The sequence below is a fragment of the Aeromonas sp. FDAARGOS 1411 genome (genome assembly GCF_019047125.1).
In the GTDB taxonomy this organism is placed as follows: domain Bacteria; phylum Pseudomonadota; class Gammaproteobacteria; order Enterobacterales; family Aeromonadaceae; genus Aeromonas; species Aeromonas veronii.
On sequence record NZ_CP077214.1, the window covers coordinates 4,461,771 to 4,485,596 of the forward strand.

Here is a 23,826-nt window from a genome sequence, read left to right on the forward strand (position 1 = left end):
AAAAACCGTATATTAATCATCGACCCGTCGCCACTTGTCAGTTGAAATTTGCCGTGCAGAGGAGAAAAATGGCGGCCTTCTCTTCGCGCCCCTGATCCCCTCTTGATCAGCTGCCAGCCCAGAGACGTCACTTCAAGTCATCATCATGGGAAAGTTATGAAGCTCCTTCGCAATAGTGTGGCAACACTCTGCTACAGCCTGCTGCTGACCGCTGCGCCGGTTTTCGCTGTTGAATATGCTCTGCCTGCGGCCAACAGCCGTCTGGTAGGGGAAAATCTGGAATATGTGGTTCCGGCCGAAGAGAACGGCCAGCCGCTGGAGGCCATTGCGGCCAAATTCCAGCTGGGGCTCACCAACATGACCGAAGCCAACCCCGATGCGGATCCCCTGCTGGTACAGACCGGCGAGAAGCTGGTGATCCCCCAGCAACTGATCCTGCCGGATGCACCCCGTGAAGGGATTGTGCTGAACGTGGCCGAGATGCGCCTCTACTACTACCCCAAGGGTAAAAAAGTGGTGGAAGTGCTGCCCATCGGCATCGGCCAGCTCGGTACCGATACCCCGGAAAACTGGGTGACCAGCGTGCAGCGCAAGAAAGCGGGCCCGACCTGGACCCCGACCGCCAAGATGCATGCCGAATATGCCGCCCGTGGCGAGAGCCTGCCTGCGGTCTGGCCGGCCGGTCCGGACAACCCCATGGGTCTGTTTGCCCTCTACATCGGCAAGATGTACGCCATCCACGGTACCAACGCCAACTTCGGCATCGGCCTGCGGGTGAGCCACGGTTGCGTGCGTCTGCGCAACGACGACATCGCCTACCTGTTCAAGCAGGTACCGGTCGGTACCCGCGTTCAGTTCGTCAACCAGCCGATCAAGGCCTCTCTCGAGCCCAACGGTGTCCGCTATCTGGAAGTGCACCAGCCGCTGTCGCGCAGCGAAGAGGAGTTCAACTCCAAGCTGCCGGCACCGCTGCCGATGACTCCGGCGGTGACCCGCTTCATTGCCCACGCCGACAGTGACTCCCAACTGGTGAAGCAGGCGCTGGAGCAGCGCAACGGCATGCCGATGGCGATCAACCGCTAACGGCAAATCCCCATCACGACAAAGGGCGAACAGCATGCTGTTCGCCCTTTTTGTTTCTGCTGCGTTGACTCAGCTTCGCAGCAGATTTGTCTGCAGCTCGCTGCCGAGCTGATCGAGCAGCTGATAGCGCGCCTTGTAGCTGGCCCGCTTGCGGGAGGGGATCTCCTCCAGCGTCTTGCGGGGCACCTCCAGCGGCAGGCTCATCCAGAGTTCATCCTGCACGCTGCCCTGATGCTCCTGCCACAAGCCGTCGAGGTCGAACTTGACCCGATCGGCGGTGCGCTTACTGCTCTGATAGACGTGGCTTTGGGTGCGGATCCCGAGCAGGCTCTTGCACGCCAGCCCCCGGGCCAGCTCGGCGGCCATATAGACCAGCAGGGACATGGGGCGCAGCCCGCCGCACGCCTTGGTGACCAGCTTGATCTCCTCGCTCTGCCCCTTGCCGCCCTGCAGCGAGCAGATCTCGAGGGTCGGGTTCGGCGCGGGGCGCAGATTGAGGGCCATGTAATAGAGCGCAGCGTCACCCAGCTTGAGGGTCAGGCTCATCTCCCCCTCTTTGCCCATGTGGGTTTGGTAATCCAGTTGCAGGGTCAGCGGTGCCGTTAGCTTGTCGCTCTGCCACTGGGCCAGCAGCAGGCCGCGCCCGCTGTAGATTGCCAGTTGTTGCGCCTTGGGCAGCTGACGTGCCAGCTGCTGGTAGTGGCCGCTGATAAGCCCGGCTCGCAGGCGCTTGTTGAGCCCCTTGTGGCGATAGGGGTGGATCGGCTTTTCCAGAATATCGGGAAAGCGGCTGATCGCCTGCGCCAGCAGCGGTTGCTCCTGCTGCTGGCGATAGAGGGCGCGGGCGCCGGGATTGAGCCAGAGACGCCCCACATACTTGGCCCGTCTGATGAGATGACCCGACTCCTCCACCGGGTGAAGGCGGCGGGCGAGGGTTCGCAGGTGTGACAGATGAGATGACATGGTGCCGACCTCTGACTGGTGTAATGAGACAGGGCGGGGAGTGTAGGAGCGGGGCGCTGGCTTGTAAAAAAATGGATAGTAACAAAATGTGAAAACATAACGCTCAGTAGCGGCTGGCGCGGCGAGATGACCGCCACGGCCACGGCAGGAAATCTGGCGCCATCCTCTTGATGCGGCAGATGATTTGATGCGCAAAGGTTTTTATTGTGTTTTGTGTTTGTTAAAAGTGATTGAGCTGGCGCGAACGGCTGATTAAGCTAGGCCGGTTTTTTAGGGATGAGCCCGTCACCAGAGCGGGCAGAAAATGACACAAAACGGAGTTTTGCATGACAGCTAGCACACCCATGTTAATCACCTTCCTGGTGTATATCCTCGGAATGGTGTTGATCGGCTTCGTCGCCTATCGCGCCACCCGCAACTTTGATGACTACATTCTGGGCGGTCGCCGGATGGGGAGCTGGGTGACCGCTCTCTCTGCCGGCGCCTCCGACATGAGCGGCTGGTTGCTGATGGGCCTGCCCGGCGCCGTCTTCGTCAGCGGTATCTCCGAGAGCTGGATCGCCATCGGTCTGGTCATCGGCGCCTACCTCAACTGGCGCTGGGTAGCGGGTCGCCTGCGGGTACATACCGAGAAGAACCGCAACGCCCTGACCCTGCCGGACTATTTCACCTATCGCTTTGAAGATCACAGCAAGGTGCTGCGCATCCTCTCTGCGCTGGTGATCCTGCTGTTCTTCACCATCTATTGCGCCTCCGGCGTGGTGGCCGGTGCCCGCCTGTTCGAGAGCACCTTCGGCATGGATTACAACACCGCCCTCTGGGTCGGTGCCGCTGCCACCATCACCTACACCTTCTTCGGCGGCTTCCTCGCGGTGAGCTGGACCGACACGGTGCAGGCGACCCTGATGATCTTCGCCCTGATCCTGACCCCGGTCTTCGTCATCATCGCCGTCGGCGGGATAGACAGCGCCATGATCGAGGTGGCCGCCAAGAGCGCCACCAACCTCGACATGTTCAAGAATCTGGATGTGATCGCCATCATCTCGTTGATGGCCTGGGGTCTTGGTTACTTCGGTCAGCCCCACATTCTGGCCCGTTTCATGGCGGCGGATTCCCACCACTCCATGGCCAATGCCCGCCGTATCAGCATGACCTGGATGGTGTTCTGCCTCGCAGGCGCGGTTGCCATCGGCTTCTTCGGGCTAGCCTATTTTGCCCGCTTCCCGGAATTGGCGGCTGGAGTGACCGGAAACCCGGAGCGGGTCTTTATCGAGCTCTCCAAAATCCTGTTCAACCCCTGGATCGCCGGTGTGCTGCTCTCCGCCATTCTGGCGGCGGTGATGAGCACTCTAAGTTGTCAATTACTGGTCTGCTCCAGCGCCATCACCGAGGATCTCTACAAGCCGTTCCTGCGCAAGAACGCCTCCCAGCGTGAGCTGGTGTGGGTTGGTCGCCTGATGGTGCTGCTGATCGCGGTGATTGCCATCGCCGTCGCCATGAATCCGGAAAACCGGGTGCTGGGGCTGGTGAGCTACGCCTGGGCCGGTTTCGGTGCCGCCTTTGGCCCCGTGGTGCTGCTCTCGGTGCTGTGGCCGCGAATGACCCGCAACGGCGCGCTGGCGGGCATGCTGGTCGGTGCCATCACCGTCATCGTCTGGAAGCAGTTCGGCTGGCTGGGGCTGTATGAGATCATTCCGGGCTTCCTGTTCGCACTGCTGGCCATCGTGGTGGGCAGTCTGCTTGGCGAAGCGCCCTCAAAAGCGATGCTGGAGCGTTTCCGCGATGCCGAGGAGGAGTACAACACTCCGGCCGAGAGCGCGGGAGAGCCGGTCGCGGTGAACTGATCCCCCTTACCGCTTTCTGATTGAGAGCCCCGCCCCCGGACAAGGAGCGCCCTGGTTGGCCATCCTTGCGCCGGTTTGGCGGGGCTTTGTGCTATCTGATTCACTCTTGGGCACTTTTTTATGTTCGGCCGGTGGCTCCCGGGTGCTCGCTTTCTTTTGTCTTGGCACCGAATATGGGACACTAGGCCGCCTGAAGGAGACCTAGTGCATGCGGCTATTCACCCTGATCCTGATCCTCCTGCTGGGGGGACTGCAATATGACCTCTGGCTGGGGAAGAACGGGCTATCCGATTATCAGAACCTGTCGGAGGCCATCTCGCAGCAACAGCGGGACAACCAGACTCTCAAGGATCGTAACGACCTCATTTACCGCGAGATAGATGATCTCACCTCTGGCCTCGAGGCCATCGAGGAGTTGTCGCGCAACGATCTGGGTTACATCAAGCAGGGGGAGACCTTCTACCGGATCATCCCCAAAGAGAAAGACAAAGAGACAGCGCCGGACGATGAGCCCTACGATGACTGATGCCAGCCGGGTATCCGGCCTGACGGCGATCGTCCCTGCCGCCGGTATCGGCAGCCGAATGGGGGCCGATTGCCCCAAGCAGTACCTGCAACTGGCGGGTAAAACCATTCTCGAACATACCCTGGAACGGCTGCTCTCCCACCCGGCCATCGCCCAGGTGATCGTGGCGCTGGCGCCCCATGACCGCTGGTTCGAGGCCCTGCCCGTGGCGGCCGACCCGCGCATTGTGCGGGTAGAGGGAGGCGCCGAGCGCGCCTTTTCCGTCCTCAATGGTCTCCATGTGGCGCAAGGAGAGTGGGTGCTGGTGCACGATGCGGCCCGCCCCTGCCTGACTCACGGCGATCTCGATGCGCTGATTGCCGCGGCCATGGGCTGTGGCGGCGCCATTCTCGGCAGTCGGGTGCGCGATACTATGAAACGCTCCGATGGGGAGGGCAATATCATCGCCACCGTCGAGCGCGAGCAGCTCTGGCATGCCCTGACGCCGCAGATGTTCCCGACCCGTGCCCTGAAACGGGCGCTCGAAGAGGGGCTGCTGCTGGGCGCCACCATCACCGACGAGGCCTCCGCCATGGAGCGGGCCGGATTCACGGTGCGGATGGTGGAGGGGCGCGCCGACAATATCAAAGTGACCCGGCCGGAAGATTTGTCGCTGGCGGGGCTGTTTTTAAGCCAGCAGGCATAAGCCCCTCAGTCAGAACAGACCGTTCAGAGCAGAGTGTCTCGAACAAACAGGCCCGAACAAGGAGTTAGCATGATCCGGATTGGACATGGTGTGGACGTACACAAAATTGATGGGGTTGGTTTCAGCATGTTGGGAGGTTGCCGCTGATGATGCGCATTGGTCATGGTTTTGATGTTCATAAATTTGGTGGTGTTGGCCCCTGCATGCTGGGTGGCGTGCCGGTTCCCTACGAGCAGGGGCTGGTTGCCCACTCTGACGGCGATGTGGTGCTACACGCGGTGAGCGATGCCCTGCTGGGGGCCATCGGTGCCGGTGACATCGGCCGCCACTTCCCCGATACCGCTGCCGAGTTCAAGGGGATCGACAGTCGCATTCTGCTGCGTGATGTCTTTGCCCGGGTACAGAAGGCGGGGTATGCCATCGGCAACCTGGATGTGACCATCATCGCCCAGGCCCCCAAAATGGCCCCCCATATCGACGCCATGTGCGCCGTGCTGGCCGCCGATCTGCAATGTGATTTGAACCGGGTGAACGTCAAGGCGACCACCACCGAACAGCTTGGGTTTACGGGGCGCAAGGAAGGGATCGCCACCGAAGCCGTCGTCCTACTGGTGAAACAATAATGCTGGAACAACTTGCCTATCTGCACGGGGCGCCCACTGCCCGCGGTATCCTCAAGGCCGAGGCCGCCGACTTCGTGGTCAATGAAGATCTCGGGTTTGAGCCTTGCGGGGAAGGGGAGCACATCTTCGTCCGTGTGCGCAAAACTGGCGAGAACACCGCCTGGGTGGCGGGTCTGCTGGCCGATGCGGCCGGGGTCAACCGCAATGCGGTGACCTGGGCGGGCCTGAAGGATCGCCACGCGGTGACCGAGCAGTGGTTTGGCATTCATCTGCCGGGCAAGGCCGAGCCGGACTTGTCGGTTATCGAGAGCGACAGCATCCAGATCCTGCAAGCCAAGCGTCACAACCGCAAATTGCGGGTCGGCTACCTCAAGGGTAACCACTTCACCCTGCGTCTCACCGGTCTGGAACAGGCCGACGGGCTGGAGGCGCGCCTGCAGGCCATCGCCACTCAGGGCGTGCCCAATTACTATGGTGAGCAGCGTTTTGGCCGCGATGGCAACAACTTGGAAGCGGCCAAGGCGATGTTTGCCGGCAAGCGGATCAAGGATCGCAACAAGCGTTCCCTCTACCTCTCTGCCGCTCGCAGCATGCTGTTCAACGCCATTGTCAGCGCCCGTATCGAACAGGGGCTGGCCCATCAGCTGCTGGCCGGTGATTGCGTGATGCTCAAGGGTAGCCACTCCATCTTCAGCGAAGAGAGCGTGACCCCCGAGCTGGAAGCGCGTCTCGCCTCCGGCGATGTGCAGCTCACCGCGCCCCAGTGGGGCCGTGGCCGCCTGGCCAGTCAGGGGGCCGCTGCCGAGTTCGAACAGGGCGTGCTGGCCCCTTACAGCGATTGGTGTGACGGGCTGGAGAAAGCCGGGCTGGATCAGGACCGCCGCCCGCTGCTGCTCAAGCCGGAGCAGATGAGCTGGCAGCTGGACGGCGAGGCGCTGACCCTCTCCTTCTTCCTGCCGGCGGGCGCGTTTGCCACCAGCGTGGTGCGCGAGTTAATGCAGGCCGAAGAGGCCGATCACGGTTTCAGGAATCAGACCGATGCGAATTCTGGTCAGTAATGATGATGGTGTGCATGCCGAGGGGATTCGTGCCCTCAGCGAGGCGCTGCGCGCCTGCGGCGAGGTCATTGTGGTGGCGCCGGATCGCAACCGCAGCGGCGCGAGTCACTCCCTGACGCTGGAAGTACCGCTGCGGGTTACCCGCATCGCAGAAAACGGCTTTAATGGGTGCGAGAGCTATGCGGTGAAGGGGACGCCGACCGACTGCGTGCATCTGGCGGTCAACGAGCTGGTGCGTCCTGAACCCGACATGGTGGTGGCCGGCATCAACCACGGTGCCAACCTGGGGGATGATGTCATCTACTCGGGGACGGTCGCCGCGGCCACCGAGGGGCGCCATCTTGGCTACCCCTCCATCGCCATCTCGCTGGTGGGCAATACCCACTTCGCCACGGCGGCCCACTATGCGGCCCTGCTGGTGAAGGGGCTGATGAAACACCCCCTGCCTGCCGATCAGATCCTCAACGTCAACGTGCCGGACTTGCCCCTCGAGCAGATCAAGGGGATCAAGACCACCCGCCTTGGCAACCGCCACCGGGCGGAGTCGGTGATCTGCACCGAGGATCCCCGTGGCCAGCCCATCTACTGGATCGGCCCCCCCGGTAGCCAGCAGGATGCCGGTGAAGGCACCGATTTTGCTGCCATCGAGCAGGGCTATGTCTCGATTACCCCTCTGACCATCGACATGACTGCCTACGACAGTCTCGCCGGTCTGGGGGCCTGGTTAGATCTGCAGGGATGAGGGTGGTGTGATAGTACAGCGCCTGTTAAATCAGCTCATTGCGCAGGATATTCGCGATTTTCGCGTGCTGGCGACCATCGCGAAAGTGCCGCGCCAGCTGTTCGTGGACGAGGCCATGGCGCACAAGGCGTGGGACAACACCGCCCTGCCCATTGGCCACGGCCAGACCATTTCGCAGCCCTATATGGTGGCGCGAATGACCGAGTTGCTGATGCAAAACAATCCGGCCCATGTGCTGGAGATTGGCACTGGCTCGGGCTACCAGACGGCGATCCTCGCCCATCTGGTGGAGCATGTGTATACCGTGGAGCGGATCAAGTCGCTGCAGTTCCAGGCCAGACGCCGACTGCGCCAGCTCGATCTGCACAATGTCTCGGCCAAGCACGGCAACGGCTGGCTGGGGTGGCCCAACAAGGGGCCTTATGATGCCATTCTGGTGACGGCCGCGGCGAGCGAGATCCCGACGGCGCTCACCGATCAGCTGGCCGAAGGGGGTCGACTGGTGTTGCCCGTGGGTGACAGCCAGCAGACCCTGCAACTGATCGAACGATCCGGATCCCAGCTGACCAGCCGTATTCTGGAGCCGGTACGTTTTGTTCCCCTGATTGACGGAGATGTTGAGTGAAGTTGTTTTCCCGTTTGTACGTACTGGTGATGCAGTGGGCCCGCCACAAGCATGCCCCCTGGTATCTCTCCATCACCGCTTTCATCGAGTCGGTATTCTGGCCGATCCCGGTGGATGTGATGCTGGCGCCGATGGCGCTCGCCAAGCCCCACAAGGCGTGGCACTACGCCACGCTGGCTACTGTCTTCTCTGTGCTGGGCGCCCTGTTTGGCTATGCCCTTGGCTATGCGCTGTGGGATCCGGTCGTGCTGCCATTGGTGGAGTCTGTGGGCTATCAGGACAAGATCGAGATTGCTCGCAACTGGTTTGAGCAGTGGGGGATCTGGGTCATTTTCATTGCCAGCTTCACCCCTATCCCCTACAAGGTGTTTACCGTGACGGCAGGGTTGTTGCAAATGGCTCTGCTGCCCTTCATCATCACCTCCCTCATCGGTCGTGGCATGCGCTTTTTCCTGGTTGCGGGCCTGATGCGCTGGGGTGGCGAGAAGATGGAACGCAAACTGATGCACTACGTAGATGTGCTCGGTTGGCTCTGTATTGGTCTGGCCGTGGTGGCCTATTTCTGGTTTAGTCGTTAAGGATCCATTATGCGTTCGCGTATTTGGCAAGGAAGCAGTGTCGTGGTGTTGTCATGGCTTCTGCTTGCCTGCTCCTCCAGTAAAAATGCAGCTCCGGTAGATGGTGTTGATGAGGGGCAGTTTGTCTCGACCATTCCGGCTCGCCAGAGTGGTGCCCAGGTCAGTGCCCCCATTCAGGGCGGCAGCTATGTGGTGAAGCGGGGCGATACCCTCTACTCCATCGCCTTCAACTCCGGCAACGACGTGCCGTCGTTGGCCAGCCTCAACAACATCAGCCCGCCCTACAACATCTATCCGGGGCAGCGACTGCGACTCGATGGTTCCAGCGCCAGCATGAGCAGCAGCCGCAGTGCCGGTACCTATGAGGTGCGCCGCGGCGATACCCTGAGCAGCATCGGCCGCCAGTTCGGCATGACGCCGCAGGCGCTGGCCCAGAGCAACAACCTGAGCGCCCCCTATGCGCTGCAACCCGGTCAGGTGCTCAATGTCCAGACCGCAGGCGGCGGTTCGACCCAGATGGTGGCTGAGACTCGTCCGGCAACCGTGACACCGGTGGCCGTGAGCCGTCCCAGCAGCGGTCCGCGTCCGTTGGCCGAGCCGAGTGGATCTGGTCAGACCACGCCGTTCATCTCTCAAAAATCCGTTGCTCCGGCAGCACCGAAGGAATACGCTCAGTCCAAAGAACAAAAAATAAACAACTCCCAGTCGAGACTTGCTTGGCATTGGCCCGCAAAAGGCCGGATTGTCGAGGGGTTCTCTGTTGCAGAACAGGGTAACAAGGGGATCGACATAGCCGGCCAGAAGGGGCAACCCGTCTACGCCGCCAGCAGCGGTAAAGTGGTATACGCTGGCAGTGCTTTAAGGGGGTACGGCAAGCTGATTATCCTCAAGCATGATGATGACTATCTCTCCGCTTACGCACACAACGACGAGTTGCGGGTGAAGGAAGGGGACAGCGTCAAGGGGGGCTCGGTCATTGCCAATATGGGTAGCACGGACGCGCCGGATGTGCGATTGCATTTCGAGATCCGGTACAGAGGCAAGTCGATCAATCCGATGAGCTATTTGCCAAAGCGTTAACCCCAGAGAGACCGTCTTACTCTGGTAACGTCAGGGAGACACACCATGAGCCAAGAACAACTGGTAATGCAGGATGCAGAGTTAGAGTTTGACGCTGAACCCGAATCTCACGAGGTAGAAGAGTTGCAGGAGGTAGCCGCCGAGGCGGACGAGACTATCTCCGATGAGTTGCTGGCACCTGAGCTGAACAAGGTGATGGATGCCACGCAACTCTATCTGGGGGAGATAGGTTTCTCCCCGCTGCTCACTGCCGAAGAGGAAGTCTACTACGCCCGTCGTGCCTTGCGAGGTGACAAAGCCGCCCGCAAGCGCATGATCGAGTCCAACCTGCGACTGGTGGTCAAAATCGCCCGTCGTTACAACAACCGCGGCCTGGTGCTGCTGGATCTCATTGAAGAGGGCAACCTCGGTCTTATCCGTGCGGTCGAGAAGTTCGACCCCGAGCGCGGCTTCCGTTTCTCCACCTATGCCACCTGGTGGATCCGCCAGACCATCGAGCGGGCCATCATGAACCAGACCCGCACTATCCGTCTGCCCATTCATGTGGTCAAGGAGTTAAACGTTTACCTGCGCACCGCGCGCGAACTCTCTCACCGTCTCGATCATGAACCGACCGCCGAGGATATCGCCTTCGCTCTGGATCGTTCGGTGGATGACGTGAACCGCATGCTCAAGCTCAACGAGAAGATCACCTCGGTGGATACCCCCATCGGTGGCGATCGCGACAAGGCGCTGCTGGATGTGCTCTCCGACGAGCGCGGCATGGGGCCTGAGCTGGAGTCTCAGGAAGATGATATGCGCAGCAGCATTGTCCACTGGCTGGAGGAGCTCAACCCCAAGCAGCGGGAAGTGCTGGCCCGTCGTTTTGGTCTGCTGGGCTACGAGCCGGCCACCCTTGAGGATGTGGGAGCCGAGATTGGCCTGACCCGCGAGCGCGTACGCCAGATCCAGGTGGAGGGGCTGCGCCGTCTGCGGGAGATCCTGCTGAGCCAGGGGCTCTCCATCGAGGCGCTATTTCGTACCAATTAAGCATCCGCACCAATTAAGCCCGCACCAACGGAATGCGGCATCAGCCAGATAGCACGAGGGGAGCAACAGCTCCCCTCGTTTTTTATTGCCTGTGGTCTGGCGATGGCTTCGTGGTTATACCAGCTCAGCCAGCATGGTGTCGGCGTAGGGCACCAGTGCTTCGCCATTTTTCACTTTGGCGAGATAGTCCGGGTTGGCGATAAGCGGACGACCGATAGCCACCAGATCGAAGCGGTTGGCCTCGATGGCTGCGGCGGCGCGCTCGGCGTCGTAGTTGCCTACACCGACCAGATTGCCCTTGTAGTGGGCGCGCAGATAGTCGGAGGCACGGCCACCCAGATAATCGAAAGTGAGGTTGTCATCAAAGATGCCAAGGTGGATATAGGCCAGCGGGCGATCGTTGAGCTTGCCCAGCAGATAGTCGAACACGGCGCGATCTTCCGGGCTGCCCGCCAGATGGACATAGGCACCCGGGGAGAGGCGAATACCTACCCGATCACCACCGATACGGGCGCTGATGGCATCGACCACTTCCAGCGCGAAGCGGCTCATCTTTTCCGGGCTGCCGCCGTAGTTGTCGGTGCGCAGGTTGGTGGAGTGGTGCAGGAACTGGTCGATCAGGTAGCCGTTGGCACCGTGGATCTCCACCCCGTCAAAGCCCGCCTCGATGGCGTTGGCAGCGGCCAGGGCGTAATCCAGCACCAGCTGGGCGATTTCGGCCTCGGTCAGGGCGCGCGGCACCTGATAGGTCAGCTCGCGCATGCGGGGCACAGTGCCCTCGTGCGCCACGGCAGAGGGGGCCAACACTTCAGCCTGATGGAAGAAGGGGTGGGAGAGGCGGCCGACGTGCCACAGCTGGGCGAAGATCTTGCCGCCTTTGGCGTGTACGGCGCTGGTCACTTTCTTCCAGCCATCGATCTGCGCCTGGGTGAAGAGGCCCGGGGTATTGGGGTAGCCCTGCGCGTCGGGGCGGATGATGACGGCCTCTGAAACAATCAGGCCGATGTCGGCGCGGCGGCCGTAATAGGCAGCCATCTGCTCGGTCGGCACCAGACCGGGGCCTGCCATGCAGCGGGTGAGCGGGGCCATCATGAAACGGTTGGCCAGGGTCAGAGTGTCATTGAGTCGATACGGCTGAAACAGGGTATTCATGATAGGTTGTCCTGAACGGGTTATTCTTGAACGTGCATTCAAGACGTTTTTTGCGTCGGGCGCAAGCTTTTTTTGAATGCGCGTTCAAGAAGGTTGGCCCGAGCAGGCGGCTGGGGTAAACTTGCCGCCCTTTCCAGCCACTCTTTATCGGCGGGCCCTGTTGCCCCTTGCCGGTGAACCATTTCCCACGGGAGGAACCATGCGCATAGCCGAGTTTGATCGGGACGAGGTACTGCGAAATGCCATGGAAGCGTTTCGCGCCAAGGGATATGCCAAGACCACCATGCAGGAGCTGGTGGCCGCCACCGGCCTCCATCCGGGCAGCATCTACGGCGCCTTTGGCAACAAGCGCGGCCTGCTGCTGGCGGCGGTGGATCACTATGTCGAGGGTAAACGCACCCAGCGCCGCTCCTTGCTCGACAACCCGAGCCCGCTGGCGGGCCTTGCTGCCTATCTCGACCGGATTGTGGGGGAGGCGCTCTGCGGCTCCTGTCTGGTGACCCGCACCATGATGGAGCTGAGCGAGCAGGATGAGGAGCTGACCCAGCGGGTCAAGGGGATCTATGGCGAGCTGGAGCAGGATCTGGCCGAGTTGCTGACACAGGCGCAGGCCAAGGGCGAGCTGGCCCCGGATAGCAATATCCACACCCTCACTGCCCTGCTGCTGATCAACCTGCAAGGGCTGGTCACTTTCGCCCAGTGCCGCCCCGATCGCCCCCTGCTCGACGACGTAGTCGCCCAGCTGATGCGGGCCCTGCGGGCGTAACGCGATACCGCAGAAACAACAGTGGCTCCCTCGGGAGCCACTGTTGTTTGCGGGAGGGTTACCTCGGCCCCACCAGCTCTTTCATCAAATCTTTCAGCCACACCAGTGCGGGTTGCTGGGCGTGCACGGGGTGCCAGACGCAGTTGAGGTGGTAGTCGGGCACGTCCTCGGGCAGCGGCAGGCTTTTCAGCGGCCAGTGGGTGGCGAGCAGCTCGGCCACCATGCTGGGCAGCACCAGCAGGTGATCGCTCTGGCTGACGATGGCGGCGGCGGACATATAGCTCTGGCTGTTGACCGAGATGGTGCGGCTAAAGCCCTGACTCTTCAGATAGCGGTCTAGGCTCGCCTCCGAGGTGCCAAGGGGCGAGTGGAACACATGGGGCATGGCGATGAGCTGCTGCAGGGTGATGCGCTCCTGCCACAGGGAGGGGTCATCCTCGGCGCCGGCGGGGGCCGATTTGGCAATCGGCAGATCGGCGCGCACCAGCCCGGCCAGCGGCTCGGTGAGCCAGGTCTCTTTGCCGAGATACCCCGGCACCTGCATGTACTCGTCAAAGCCCAGCACCAGATCGATCTCGCCGCTCGCCAGCTCGGCTTCGGGCAGGGTGTCGCGCAGGATGCGGATCTCGATGGTGACCCCCGGCGCCAGCCCTCTGAGCCGCTGAATAAGCGGCGGGATCAGCACGCACTCCACGTAATCTGTGGTGCAGAGCACGAAGCGCCGCTTCGACTGGCTCGGCTCGAACTCTTCTTCCTCGGTGAGCTGCTGCTCCAGCAGCCGCAGCGCCTGCTGCACCCCGAGATGCAGCCGCTGGGCGCGCGGGGTCGGCAGCATCCCCTGCGGGGTGCGCACCAGCAGCGGGTCGCCGAGAAAGGTGCGCAGCCGGTTAAGGGAGTGGCTCATGGCGGGCTGGCTGATAAAGAGCGCTTCGGCGGCGCGGGTGACGCTGCCCTGCGTCATCAGGGCGTCAAAAGCGAGCAGCAGATTGAGGTCGAGCTGGTGCAGTTTCATGGGGGGATTATTCGCCGTGTTTATGGGACAATCCATCCTATTCATTTGATGGATGGGGGCGCAACGTCTTAATCTGCGACCCACTCTTATTTTTCCGGGTTCCCGCGCCGCATCTGGCGTAAACGGGGGCCTCAATCCATGCAAGGAGCCTTGCGATGAGCATCAAGACCATTAACTCCACGCCGGCCGCCGACGGCTTCACCATGCCCGCCGAGTGGGCGCACCAGCAGGCCGTCTGGATGATCTGGCCGTTTCGCCCGGACAACTGGCGCGTAGCCGGTCGCTTCGCGCAAGAGACCTTCGCCAAGGTGGCCGATGCCATCGGTGGCGCCACCCCGGTCTTTATGGGGGTACCGGCCCAGTTTATGGAGCAGGCCCGCGCCATCATGCCCGCTCACGTCACTCTGATCGAGATGAACAGCGATGACTGCTGGGCTCGCGATACCGGCCCGACCATCGTCACCAACGCGGCCGGCGAGTGCCGTGGGGTGGATTGGGGCTTCAACGCCTGGGGCGGTCACAAGGGCGGTCTCTACTACCCGTGGAATCAGGATGAAGAGGTCGCTGCCCAGATGCTGGCCCAGCACGGCATGGCTCGCTACGACGCGCCGCTGATTCTGGAAGGGGGCTCCATCCACGTCGATGGCGAAGGTACCTGCCTGACCACCGCCGAGTGCCTGCTCAACGAAAACCGCAACCCGCACCTGACCAAAGAGCAGATCGAAGCTCACCTGCGCGACTATCTGGGCGTCACCAGCTTTATCTGGCTGGACGAAGGCGTCTACATGGACGAAACCGACGGCCACATCGACAACATGTGCTGCTTCGTGCGTCCGGGTGAAGTGGCCCTGCACTGGACTGACGACCAGAACGATCCCCAGTACGCCCGCTCCGTGGCCGCCCTCAAGGTGCTGGAAGCGGCGGTCGATGCCAAGGGTCGCAAGCTGAAAGTGTGGAAGCTGCCCCAGCCGGGCCCGCTGTTCTGCACTGAAGAGGAGTCTGCCGGCGTCGAGAGCGGCAGCGGTGTGCCGCGCGAGGCCGAGGGCCGTCTGGCCGGTTCCTACGTGAACTTCCTCATCACCAACGATCGCATCGTCTACCCGCTGCTGGATGCCGCCACCGATGGCGAAGCCCAGCGCATTCTGGAAGAGATCTTCCCGGAGCACACCGTGGTCGGCGTGCCGGCCCGCGAGATCCTGCTGGGCGGTGGCAATATTCACTGCATTACTCAGCAAATCCCCTCAGGGAAATAAGAACCTGTTCCAAGCCAGCTGAGGTTGGTATTCAAAACCCCACACAGTGGGGTTTTATCCCTTGATAGTGTGATGGTCGCAGGCGCTGATGCGGCGATCATCATGACAAACAGTCACCCTTTTACAGGAGATCAAAATGATCGAAGTGACCGAGGTTCCCATTGCCGAGCTGCGTGCCGCGCTCGAATCAGGCCGCACCACAGCGGTCGAACTGGTCAAGGCCTATCTGGCCCGGATCGAGGCCTATAACGGTCCCGAGAGTGCCACCAAACTCAATGCCGTGGTGGTCGCCAATCCCGATGCGCTGAAAGAGGCCGAGGCTTCCGATGCCCGCCGCGCCCGTGGCGAGACCCTGAGCCCGCTCGATGGCATCCCCTACACCGCCAAAGACAGCTATCTGGTCAAGGGGTTGACTGCCGCCTCCGGCAGCCCGGCCTTCAAGGATCTGGTTGCCCAGCGCGATGCCTTTACCGTGGAGCGCCTGCGCGCCGCCGGTGCCATCTGCCTTGGCAAAACCAATATGCCGCCGATGGCCAATGGCGGCATGCAGCGCGGCGTCTATGGCCGTGCCGAGAGCCCCTACAACGCCGACTACCTGACCGCGCCGTTTGCCTCCGGCTCCTCCAACGGCGCCGGTACTGCCACCGCCGCCAGCTTCTCCGCCTTCGGTCTGGCGGAAGAGACCTGGTCGAGCGGCCGTGGCCCTGCCTCCAACAACGGTCTGTGCGCCTACACCCCGTCCCGTGGCGTGATTTCTGTGCGCGGCAACTGGCCGCTGACCCCGACCATGGATGTGGTGGTGCCCTATGCCCGCACCATGAACGATCTCTTGGAAGTGCTGGATGTGGTAGTGGCTGACGATGCCGACACCCGTGGCGATCTGTGGCGCCTGCAGCCCTGGGTGCAGCTGCCCAAGGCCTCTGAAGTGCGTCCTGCTTCCTATCTGGATCTGGCTGCCAAGCCCGATGCCCTCAAGGGCAAGCGCCTCGGCGTACCGCGCATGTTTATCAACAAGGATGAACTGGCCGGCACCAGCGAAAACCCCGGCATCGGCGGCCCGACCGGTCAGCGCATCCATACCCGCGAGACCGTGATCGCCCTCTGGGAAGATGCGCGCAAGGCGCTGGAAGCCGCTGGCGCCGAAGTCATCGAAGTGGACTTCCCGCTGGTCTCCAACTGCGAAGGGGACAGACCCGGCGCGCCGACCGTGTTCAATCGCGGCATCGTGAGCCCGGAGTTTCTCAACGACGAACTGTGGGAACTCTCCGGCTGGGCGTTCGACGACTTCCTGCGCGCCAACGGTGATCCCAAGTTGAACAAGCTGGCCGATGTCGATGGGCCGAAGATCTTCCCCCACGATCCGGGCACCCTGCCTAACCGCGAGGGCGATCTGGCGGCGGGCATGGACGAGTACGTCAATATGGCCAAGCGCGGCATCAAGCGCTTTGACGAGATCCCCACAGTGCCGGACGGCCTGCGCGGCCTGGAGAAGACCCGTAAGCTGGACTTGGAGGACTGGATGGACGGGCTCAAGCTCGACGCCGTGCTGTTCCCGACCGTCGCCGACGTCGCTCCGGCTGATGCGGATGTGAATCCGGCCTCCGCCGATATCGCCTGGAGCAACGGCATCTGGGTTGCCAACGGCAACCTCGCCATTCGCCACCTCGGCGTGCCGACCGTCACCGTCCCCATGGGGGTGATGGCCGATATCGGTATGCCGGTGGGCCTGACCTTCGCCGGTCGCGCCTATGACGACAACAACCTGCTGCGCTTTGCCTCGGCCTTCGAGTCCACCGGCAGCAAGCGTATGGTGCCGCCACGCACGCCGCCGTTGGGGTGATAGCCCCAAGTATAAATATCCCTGCGTTGTCGGGGGATAAATAAAGCCCACCTACCTAGCAGGTGGGTTTTTACTTTCTACTATGTTCACATGGCTTAAGGTGCGGAGATAGTAATAAACGAGTTTAATATCCCAGAAATACAATATTTATCTATCTACAGTTTTAGTTACTATTTACTTTTATAAAGTTCGACTTTTCCTTTAAAAAAGTCGACGATTTTATTAAAACTACATTTAGTCACTGATGGTGGGTGGTTAGTGGTCACTTTTTTAATTTCATTTACAATTCTATGTTCGATGGCTCTTGCCTCATTTGAGGACTGTTCACTGTAATATGTTCCAATCTTAAATATTGTCAGTGTAAGAGCTGTTGTCACCTCAAAAGCAATGATTAATCGAGGAAGTTCGCCTTTTGCGCTTATAGTGGAGTCGCCTATTGTCGCCATGACAACTATCGAATAGTACAAACTATTTAGGTAAGTGCGTGCGATGTCAATAAAGTAGTCCACAGGTCCTTTAAAAGAGTTAAAGTCATATTCCGAGTCTGCTTTTATGACGCGCAAACCAGAAATGGAATTTTGCCCTGCATCTGTAATAGCTACAAAGAAGTAACAGCTTGCACATAAAACAGCCAGTGTTATAAAAAGAAATTTAAGCTCATTTATAGAAGCAGTTTTCTTATTTACACTATTGATTACATCTATAAGTAATTTTAAAACAAATACATATAGAAATACTGCCATCATAATCCAAAGGTATATAAATGTACCATTTCCTCTTATGTAAGGGAGTGAAAGTCCCATGATAAATACGCATGCGGTAAAAAAAAGGTTTTTGGAGTAAACTTTATTGATATCTTCCATTTCTCACCCGAAACTCAAAATAAATTATGATGTAAGTAAGGTTTTAGCATTAATGATAATGCCATTCTATAATTTGTGCAGTCAAGCTGGTTTCGCTATGAAAATTTGTTTTTATTCTTCTGTTTTCAATGGTTTGGGGGAGCTCTGTTTGTCAGAAAATTATTGCTGCTGCTGTTGGCTATTAAAAATGAAATGAAGTTAAGAAGCTGTTTTTTGATTTTAACTTGCCATAACCCATTGATGTCATGGGTCTTTTTCATAAGAATCATCTATAAGATAATGAGTTGGATTAACACCGATGCCATCGGATGTTTGCAATAGGGTTGATTTCCATGTAGGGCGATAGGTTCGAACAGGGAAGCCTATTTGGACGATCGCGAATAGGTAGTGGTCGAGACACCGCTTATATCCAGAGTTTCTTGTCGGTCTTATAATGACTTGGTACGTGGCGGTATGCGGACGATTATGCTGCGCTAATCGACCCTACATGATGTGGCTTATTGTTACCTCCCCTCATCCCCGGCCCTTCTCCCGCAAGGGGAGAAGGGAGCAAAACGGTTCAGCTGACTGTGCTTTACGTACGAGGTTCGGATGGGGGTTTGGAATTGGCACAGGCCATCCCCTCTCCCTCGGGAGAGGGCTAGGGTGAGGGGCTGCTATCTGTGTTGTCGTTTCGTTTTGAGCCTTTACCTCTCTCCAGTTCCCGCACCGTCGATCGCCATATTGGTCGTGGCTCGTCGCCGATTCCCCCCTGATTTTTCTGCATTCCCCCTGACTTCACCCAGACTTCACACAACCTCATTTTCCCCTCACAAATCCCCCATATCTTATGCCCACTGCTTAAAAGGCCCGGCTTGCCACAGGGGTGGCGAGGGGGCGGTTGGTTCGAGGGAGCAAGATGATGAAAGGTTGGATGAAGTGTGGATTGGCCGGGGCCGTGGTGCTGATGGCGAGTTTCTGGGGGGGCAGCGTGCGGGCGGCGGGGATCGAGCTCAAGCAGGTGAGTGGCCCTGTCTATGTGGTGGAGGATAACTACTACGTAAAGGAAAACTCCATGGTCTATTTCGGGGCCAAGGGGGTGACGGTGGTGGGGGCGACCTGGACGCCGGATACCGCCCGCGAGCTGCACAAGCTCATTAAACGGGTCAGCAGCAAGCCGGTGCTGGAGGTGATCAACACCAACTACCACACCGATCGGGCTGGCGGTAACGCCTACTGGAAGTCCATCGGGGCCAAGGTGGTGGCGACCCGCCAGACCCGGGATCTGATGAAGAGCGACTGGGCCGAGATTGTCGCCTTTACCCGCAAGGGGCTGCCGGAGTATCCGGATCTGCCGCTGGTGCTGCCTAACGTGGTGCACGATGGCGACTTCACGCTGCAAGAGGGCAAGGTGCGCGCCTTCTTCGCGGGCCCGGCCCACACGCCGGACGGCATCTTTGTCTACTTCCCCGACGAGCAGGTGCTCTATGGCAACTGCATCCTCAAGGAGAAGCTGGGCAACCTGAGCTTTGCCAATGTGAAGGCCTATCCGCAGACCATCGAGCGACTCAAAGCGATGAAGCTGCCGATCAAGACGGTGATCGGCGGCCACGACTCGCCGCTGCACGGCCCCGAGCTGATTGATCACTACGAGGAGCTGATCAAGGCGGCGTCGCAGTCATAGCTGCTGCGTGGCAGACAGCCTGCAAGCCGTGCCATCGCTGCAATCAGCAGCCATAACGGTACACCACAAAACGCCCGCTTTCAGGAAATAAGCGGGGGTTTTGCTGTTGCGGCTTTTCTGCGGCCACTTGTTGCGGGCGTGGGTGCGTCGAGATTAAGGCTGTTCAAGGGGGGTGGGCTTTCATAAGATGGCCCTCTCTCTTTTCCCTGAAAGTTATCCATTTTCGTTATGCAATACGCCTCTCTCGCGCGCCTCAAGCAGGCCTTTATCACCGGGATGTGGGCCTCGCTGGTCAGCATCGTTATTGGCTTCGCCTTCAAGGTGTGGCTGGCGCAGTGGGTCGCCAAGGGGGAGCTGGCGCTGTTTAACAGCGTGGTGGATTTGATCTCCCTCTCCTTTATTCTGATGACAGGTTTTCGCTCCTCCATGGTTGTGAGCTACTCCCAGACCAAAAACGATCGGGACATCATCAATATCTTTCGCTACTTCCTCATCGGCATCGTCCTGCTCACCTGGGGGGCGGTGATCCCCTATATCAAGCACGGGCTCCATATCCGGGTGGAGTATCTGCAACTGGTGGGGGTTATCTTCGGGCTGGGGCTCAAGGTCTACTTCACCAATCTGGTGGCCATGTACCGGATGTATGCGCTCTCCAACCGAGTCACCTGGCTGGAGCCGCTGGCCAACGGTCTGCTGTTTATGGCCTGCTATTTCGGGCTGGGGATGGATGCGCTTGCCTCGCTCTTCTACGGGCTGACCTTCTCGTCGCTCGCCATCGCCGGTTATATGTATGTTTCGCGGCGCCGGGCCATCGCCACCAAGCCGCTCGCCAAGGTGGCGCTCGGCCCCGAGATGGTGAGCTATGTGAAGAAGAGCTTTACCGCCTCCCTGGAGGCGGGGGCCAGTATCCTGATGATCTACATCACTGTGCTGCTCACCATCCGCCACTTCAGCATCGACGAGCTGGGGGATTTTCAGGTGGTGGTGCGCCCCATCTTCACCTATATGACCACCTTGTTTGTCTTCCCCATCTACCGCTTTGTGCTGCCTGAGCTGGCGGTCAATCTGCGCAATGGCGACCACCGCCAGATCCGGATGATCCGGCGCTGGATATTCCGCCTCTCCGCCATCGTCAGTCTGGCCTTCTTTGGCTTGATGCTGCTGGCGGGCAAGCCGCTGGTGCTGTTGTTCTTCCCTGCCGACTACGTGGGGGCGGTGCCTGTGCTGTTCCACTTCTCCATCTTCTTCATCTTTATGATGCTCAACGGCTATCAGCTCGCCTATATCAAGGCTCACGGCCACTTTACCCAGAGTTTGTTGATCCGGCTGGCGGGCATAGTGGCGCTGGTCGCCGCCTACTATCTGGTGGCCGAGTTCACCGCCAACGTGGTGGCGATTATCGTGGCGCTTGGCCTCGGTTACCTGGTGATGTTCGTGCTCTCCACCCTGGCCGAGCAGCGCATCCTGCGGGCCCTGCCGCCGGAACTGGCGGCTGCACCGTAGGAGTGGAGCAGGTGTGTATCGGATAGCAAAAAACGCCCGTGCGGGCGTTTTTTTATTGGCGGCGAAGGGCTGCTTAGCGCTTGCCCTTACTGCCTTTATTGCCCGCCAGCGCCTGCTTTCTGGCGCGCTGCTTCTGGGCCGCCTTGCTGTTGCGACGCGGCTCGGGCTCAAAGCGGGTCAGATCCGGCTCAAAGCCCGGAAACCACTGCTGGGGCAAACGGGTGTCGAGTACCGCTTCCACCTTCTCCAGCAGGGGCGCATCTTCCGGGCTGAACAGGGTAATGGCGAGCCCCTTGTTGCCGGCGCGGCCGGTGCGACCGATGCGGTGGACGTAATCCTCGGCCACAAAGGGGAACTCGAGGTTAATCACGTAGTTGAGATCCGTGATATCGAGGCCGCGGGCCGCCACGTCGGTGGCGACCAGCGCCTGCAAGGTGCCGGCGCGAAACTCCAGCAGCACTTTTTCACGCGCGCTTTGCGACAGGTCGCCGTGGAAGGCCAGCGCATTGATGCCCGCTTTGCCAAGCTGCTGGGCCAGTTTGTCAGCCCCTTGGCGGGTGCGGCTGAAGATGAGTGCCGGTGCCCACCCTTTCACTTTCAGCATGTGTTCGACCAGCGCCAGCTTGCGATCGCTATCCACCGTGTAGACCCGCTGCTCCACCTCAGCCGCCGTGGTGTTGCGCGGCGCTACTTCAATCAACTCGGGGTCGCGCAGCAACACCTTGCAGAGGGCAAACAGGTTGTCGTCGCAGGTGGCGGAGAAGAGCAGGGTCTGGCGATCCGCCGGGATCTGTTTGAGCAGCGCCTTGATCTCGTCCATAAAGCCCATGTCGAGCATGCGATCCGCCTCGTCAAACACCAGATGGCGCAGGCTATCCAGGCTCAAGGCCCCCTGACGCAGATGGTCGAGCAGGCGGCCCGGGGTGGCGATCAGGATATCCACCCCGGCTTGAAGCGCCTCCACCTGCGCCGCAATACTCACCCCGCCGTAGACCAGCGTGCTGGTGAGAGCTGTGCCCTGCCCGTAGCGCGCGACACTCTCGGCGACCTGCACCGCCAGCTCGCGGGTCGGCACCAGCACCAGCGCGCGGATCGGGCGGGGCTCTGCTTGTGGCTGTTGTAGCAACTGCTCCAGCAGCGGCAGCACAAAGGCGGCGGTCTTGCCGGTGCCGGTCTGGGCCCCCGCCATCAGATCGCGTCCCGCCAGAATGACCGGAATGGCGCGAGCCTGAATGGGGGTCGGCGCAGCATAGCCGAGCTCGGTCAGGGTCTGCTGCAGACGGGGGGAGAGGGCCTGTTCGGCAAAGGAGGCTGTGGACATAGGGGCACCAGTCGGGGTTATCGCGGCCAGCGGCCACGATGCAGTGAGTGATCGTGGCCGCGATGGTAACAGAAGCAGGGGGAGCGGCAGAAGGCGGCTATACCTCTGCGTCGTCCGGCAACGGGCGGATCAGCCGGATCTTTTTGCCCTCGTAGCAGGCGATGTTGTGTTTGCCGTGCTGTTTGACGTGGTAGAGCAGCTCGTCGGCGAGATGCACCGCCTCGGTGACGGTGAGGTAGTCACGAATGCGGATCACCCCGGCGGAGAAGGTGATGGGGGTGGGCAGCTCGGGGATCCCCAATGGTCGATCCAGCAGGCGACCAGCTGAGTGGATCATCATCTCGTCATCCTCCATCCCCTTGAACAGCACGATAAACTCCTCGCCGCCCCAACGGATGGCGCTGTCCACCTTGCGGATATTGCTTCTGAGGTGGCGGGCAAAGGCGACCAGTGCCAAATCCCCGACGCCATGGCCATAGGTGTCGTTGATCGACTTGAAGTTGTCGATATCCAGGATCATCAGGTAGTCGTGCTCATGGAGCAGACTCTGGCAGAGCACATCTCTGCGGGGCAGCCGGGTCAGGTGGTCGGTGTGCGCCAGGGTGCGCAGCCGCAGGTAGATCTGCTTCCAGGCCACCATGCCCAGCAACAGCACGATGAGATAGACCTTGAAGGCTGCACTTTGCAGGGCCAGCTTGACGAAATCGAACCAGCTGTAGGACCACTTCAGATAGAGATCATCCCCCGCCTTGGTGCGCATAAAGGGTTTGCTCAGGCAGAGATGCCTCGGGCGGCAGGGCTCGGCGGCTTCAAACGATATGTTGGTGCGGGTCGGATTGATGGTATCGAAGGGTCGCAGCACATCGTTAAATGCTTCATCGACGGCGATGTCGATACCGAGCAGTCCGTATTTGTAACCGCCGCGCCCCGACTGATGAATGAAGGGGAAGTACATCACTATGGTGTTGCGCATGCTGAAGCTGTCGATCTCGATATCGGAGACAAAGGCTTCATCGGTGCTGCACAAAGGGCGGCCGGGGGCAAAGCTGGCGCAACCGAAGTAGTGATACCAGGCGGGCAGTGTCATCAGGTCCACCTTGATCGGCGCCAGTCTGGCGGGCAGCACATTGTTGTCGGCCACCATCCCGATCAGCCGGTAGTCATTCCAGATGGTGTAGATATTGATCACCTCCGGGTAGGAGAGGGCATAGCGGAAGGTGTTGAGGATGTTGGCGGCAGGGTATTGCAGCGGAATATCGGCAAAGCGGTATTTGCTTTTGAGGTCATATCCGTAGAGATAGTCGCTGCCGACGCTATTCGGGGGCGGTGGTTGATCGAGCAGATGGTGTTGTGCCAGATAGCTGGTGATGTTCTCCACCTTGAGGATCTTGGCCCGTTGGTAGAAGACCTCGAACACGTTCTTCTGTCTGGCGGTGATGAGATCCATGTCGTGCTGGATAGTGAGATAGGTGTAGTAGAAGACAGTGCCCAGCCCGGTCAGGGCGAGCAGGGCCAATCCGGCCACTTTGACGATGAACTGGCGAGCAAACGCCGGTGGCCAGCGCAAGGCTGGGGGGTTACCTGAAAATAAGGTCATAGGTGTCTGGTTAGAGTACC

General features: G+C 60.1%; 22 protein-coding genes. 16 read left to right on the top strand and 6 right to left on the bottom strand.

What is annotated here, in order from left to right:
- Positions 1–156 precede the first annotated feature (156 nt).
- Positions 157–1,083, top strand: coding sequence for a L,D-transpeptidase family protein (locus tag I6L41_RS20405; protein WP_005354531.1), 927 nt, complete (start codon positions 157–159; stop codon positions 1,081–1,083).
- Positions 1,084–1,152: 69 nt separating this feature from the next.
- On the opposite strand, the gene I6L41_RS20410 is transcribed toward I6L41_RS20405, so the two are convergent.
- A complete protein-coding gene (locus tag I6L41_RS20410) occupies positions 1,153–2,046 on the bottom strand; it encodes a DUF535 family protein (RefSeq protein ID WP_216960989.1) in 894 nt (297 codons plus the stop codon).
- A gap of 326 nt (positions 2,047–2,372) precedes the next feature.
- On the opposite strand from I6L41_RS20410, the gene putP reads away from it, so the two are divergent.
- The 10 genes from putP to rpoS all read left to right on the top strand — a co-directional run bounded on the left by putP (position 2,373) and on the right by rpoS (position 10,836).
- Positions 2,373–3,890, top strand: coding sequence for a sodium/proline symporter PutP (gene putP / locus I6L41_RS20415; RefSeq protein WP_216960993.1), 1,518 nt, complete (start codon positions 2,373–2,375; stop codon positions 3,888–3,890).
- A gap of 208 nt (positions 3,891–4,098) precedes the next feature.
- Positions 4,099–4,416 carry a cell division protein FtsB gene (gene ftsB, locus I6L41_RS20420; RefSeq protein ID WP_005335520.1) on the top strand — a complete coding sequence of 106 codons (318 nt, stop codon included), beginning with the start codon at positions 4,099–4,101 and terminating at the stop codon, positions 4,414–4,416.
- Positions 4,409–5,101: a 2-C-methyl-D-erythritol 4-phosphate cytidylyltransferase gene (gene ispD / locus I6L41_RS20425; protein ID WP_058053303.1), complete on the top strand. Its 693-nt coding sequence runs from the start codon at positions 4,409–4,411 to the stop codon at positions 5,099–5,101. The genes ftsB and ispD overlap by 8 nt, the downstream gene beginning before the upstream one ends.
- A gap of 146 nt (positions 5,102–5,247) precedes the next feature.
- Positions 5,248–5,724, top strand: coding sequence for a 2-C-methyl-D-erythritol 2,4-cyclodiphosphate synthase (ispF, locus tag I6L41_RS20430; RefSeq protein ID WP_005335518.1), 477 nt, complete (start codon positions 5,248–5,250; stop codon positions 5,722–5,724).
- Positions 5,724–6,782 (top strand): tRNA pseudouridine(13) synthase TruD, encoded by a 1,059-nt coding sequence (gene truD / locus I6L41_RS20435; protein WP_069528913.1) that lies wholly within the window; start codon positions 5,724–5,726, stop codon positions 6,780–6,782. The genes ispF and truD overlap by 1 nt, the downstream gene beginning before the upstream one ends.
- On the top strand, positions 6,763–7,524 hold the full coding sequence (gene surE, locus I6L41_RS20440; RefSeq protein WP_216960997.1) for a 5'/3'-nucleotidase SurE: 762 nt from the start codon (positions 6,763–6,765) through the stop codon (positions 7,522–7,524). Before truD ends, surE begins: the two co-directional genes overlap by 20 nt.
- Before the next feature lie 7 nt (positions 7,525–7,531).
- A complete protein-coding gene (locus I6L41_RS20445) occupies positions 7,532–8,149 on the top strand; it encodes a protein-L-isoaspartate(D-aspartate) O-methyltransferase (RefSeq protein ID WP_005335507.1) in 618 nt (205 codons plus the stop codon).
- A complete protein-coding gene (locus I6L41_RS20450; protein WP_005354505.1) occupies positions 8,146–8,727 on the top strand; it encodes a YqaA family protein in 582 nt (193 codons plus the stop codon). The genes I6L41_RS20445 and I6L41_RS20450 overlap by 4 nt, the downstream gene beginning before the upstream one ends.
- A 9-nt stretch (positions 8,728–8,736) precedes the next feature.
- Complete coding sequence (locus tag I6L41_RS20455) at positions 8,737–9,807, top strand: LysM peptidoglycan-binding domain-containing protein (RefSeq protein ID WP_216960999.1); 1,071 nt, start codon at positions 8,737–8,739, stop codon at positions 9,805–9,807.
- A gap of 45 nt (positions 9,808–9,852) precedes the next feature.
- On the top strand, positions 9,853–10,836 hold the full coding sequence (rpoS, locus tag I6L41_RS20460; protein ID WP_005335504.1) for an RNA polymerase sigma factor RpoS: 984 nt from the start codon (positions 9,853–9,855) through the stop codon (positions 10,834–10,836).
- A 114-nt stretch (positions 10,837–10,950) separates the two neighbouring features.
- Here rpoS and I6L41_RS20465 read toward each other — a convergent pair whose 3' ends face one another.
- Positions 10,951–11,988 (bottom strand): alkene reductase, encoded by a 1,038-nt coding sequence (locus I6L41_RS20465; RefSeq protein ID WP_216961002.1) that lies wholly within the window; start codon positions 11,986–11,988, stop codon positions 10,951–10,953.
- A 199-nt stretch (positions 11,989–12,187) separates the two neighbouring features.
- Between I6L41_RS20465 and I6L41_RS20470 the strand changes: the two genes are divergently transcribed.
- On the top strand, positions 12,188–12,754 hold the full coding sequence (locus I6L41_RS20470; protein ID WP_042081487.1) for a TetR/AcrR family transcriptional regulator: 567 nt from the start codon (positions 12,188–12,190) through the stop codon (positions 12,752–12,754).
- Positions 12,755–12,812: 58 nt separating this feature from the next.
- On the opposite strand, the gene I6L41_RS20475 is transcribed toward I6L41_RS20470, so the two are convergent.
- Positions 12,813–13,766: a LysR family transcriptional regulator gene (locus tag I6L41_RS20475; protein ID WP_120415475.1), complete on the bottom strand. Its 954-nt coding sequence runs from the start codon at positions 13,764–13,766 to the stop codon at positions 12,813–12,815.
- A gap of 155 nt (positions 13,767–13,921) precedes the next feature.
- Between I6L41_RS20475 and aguA the strand changes: the two genes are divergently transcribed.
- Together aguA and I6L41_RS20485 are read left to right on the top strand one after the other, a co-directional pair.
- Entirely contained in the window at positions 13,922–15,019 is a 1,098-nt protein-coding gene (aguA, locus tag I6L41_RS20480) for an agmatine deiminase (protein WP_216961005.1), read from the top strand.
- Positions 15,020–15,155: 136 nt separating this feature from the next.
- Positions 15,156–16,859 carry an amidase gene (locus I6L41_RS20485; RefSeq protein ID WP_216961008.1) on the top strand — a complete coding sequence of 568 codons (1,704 nt, stop codon included), beginning with the start codon at positions 15,156–15,158 and terminating at the stop codon, positions 16,857–16,859.
- A 170-nt stretch (positions 16,860–17,029) separates the two neighbouring features.
- Here the strand turns inward: I6L41_RS20485 and I6L41_RS20490 are convergent, their stop codons facing one another.
- On the bottom strand, positions 17,030–17,722 hold the full coding sequence (locus I6L41_RS20490) for an ion channel (RefSeq protein WP_167565352.1): 693 nt from the start codon (positions 17,720–17,722) through the stop codon (positions 17,030–17,032).
- A gap of 898 nt (positions 17,723–18,620) precedes the next feature.
- Between I6L41_RS20490 and I6L41_RS20495 the strand changes: the two genes are divergently transcribed.
- Positions 18,621–19,385 (top strand): CphA family subclass B2 metallo-beta-lactamase, encoded by a 765-nt coding sequence (locus I6L41_RS20495; RefSeq protein ID WP_216961012.1) that lies wholly within the window; start codon positions 18,621–18,623, stop codon positions 19,383–19,385.
- A gap of 228 nt (positions 19,386–19,613) precedes the next feature.
- On the top strand, positions 19,614–20,888 hold the full coding sequence (locus tag I6L41_RS20500; protein ID WP_216961015.1) for a hypothetical protein: 1,275 nt from the start codon (positions 19,614–19,616) through the stop codon (positions 20,886–20,888).
- A gap of 73 nt (positions 20,889–20,961) precedes the next feature.
- On the opposite strand, the gene I6L41_RS20505 is transcribed toward I6L41_RS20500, so the two are convergent.
- Both I6L41_RS20505 and I6L41_RS20510 read right to left on the bottom strand, forming a co-directional pair.
- Positions 20,962–22,209, bottom strand: a complete 1,248-nt coding sequence (locus tag I6L41_RS20505; protein WP_216961018.1) for a DEAD/DEAH box helicase — start codon at positions 22,207–22,209, stop codon at positions 20,962–20,964.
- Between the two features lie 97 nt (positions 22,210–22,306).
- Positions 22,307–23,776, bottom strand: a complete 1,470-nt coding sequence (locus I6L41_RS20510) for a GGDEF domain-containing protein (RefSeq protein WP_216964012.1) — start codon at positions 23,774–23,776, stop codon at positions 22,307–22,309.
- Between the last annotated feature and the right edge of the window lie 50 nt (positions 23,777–23,826).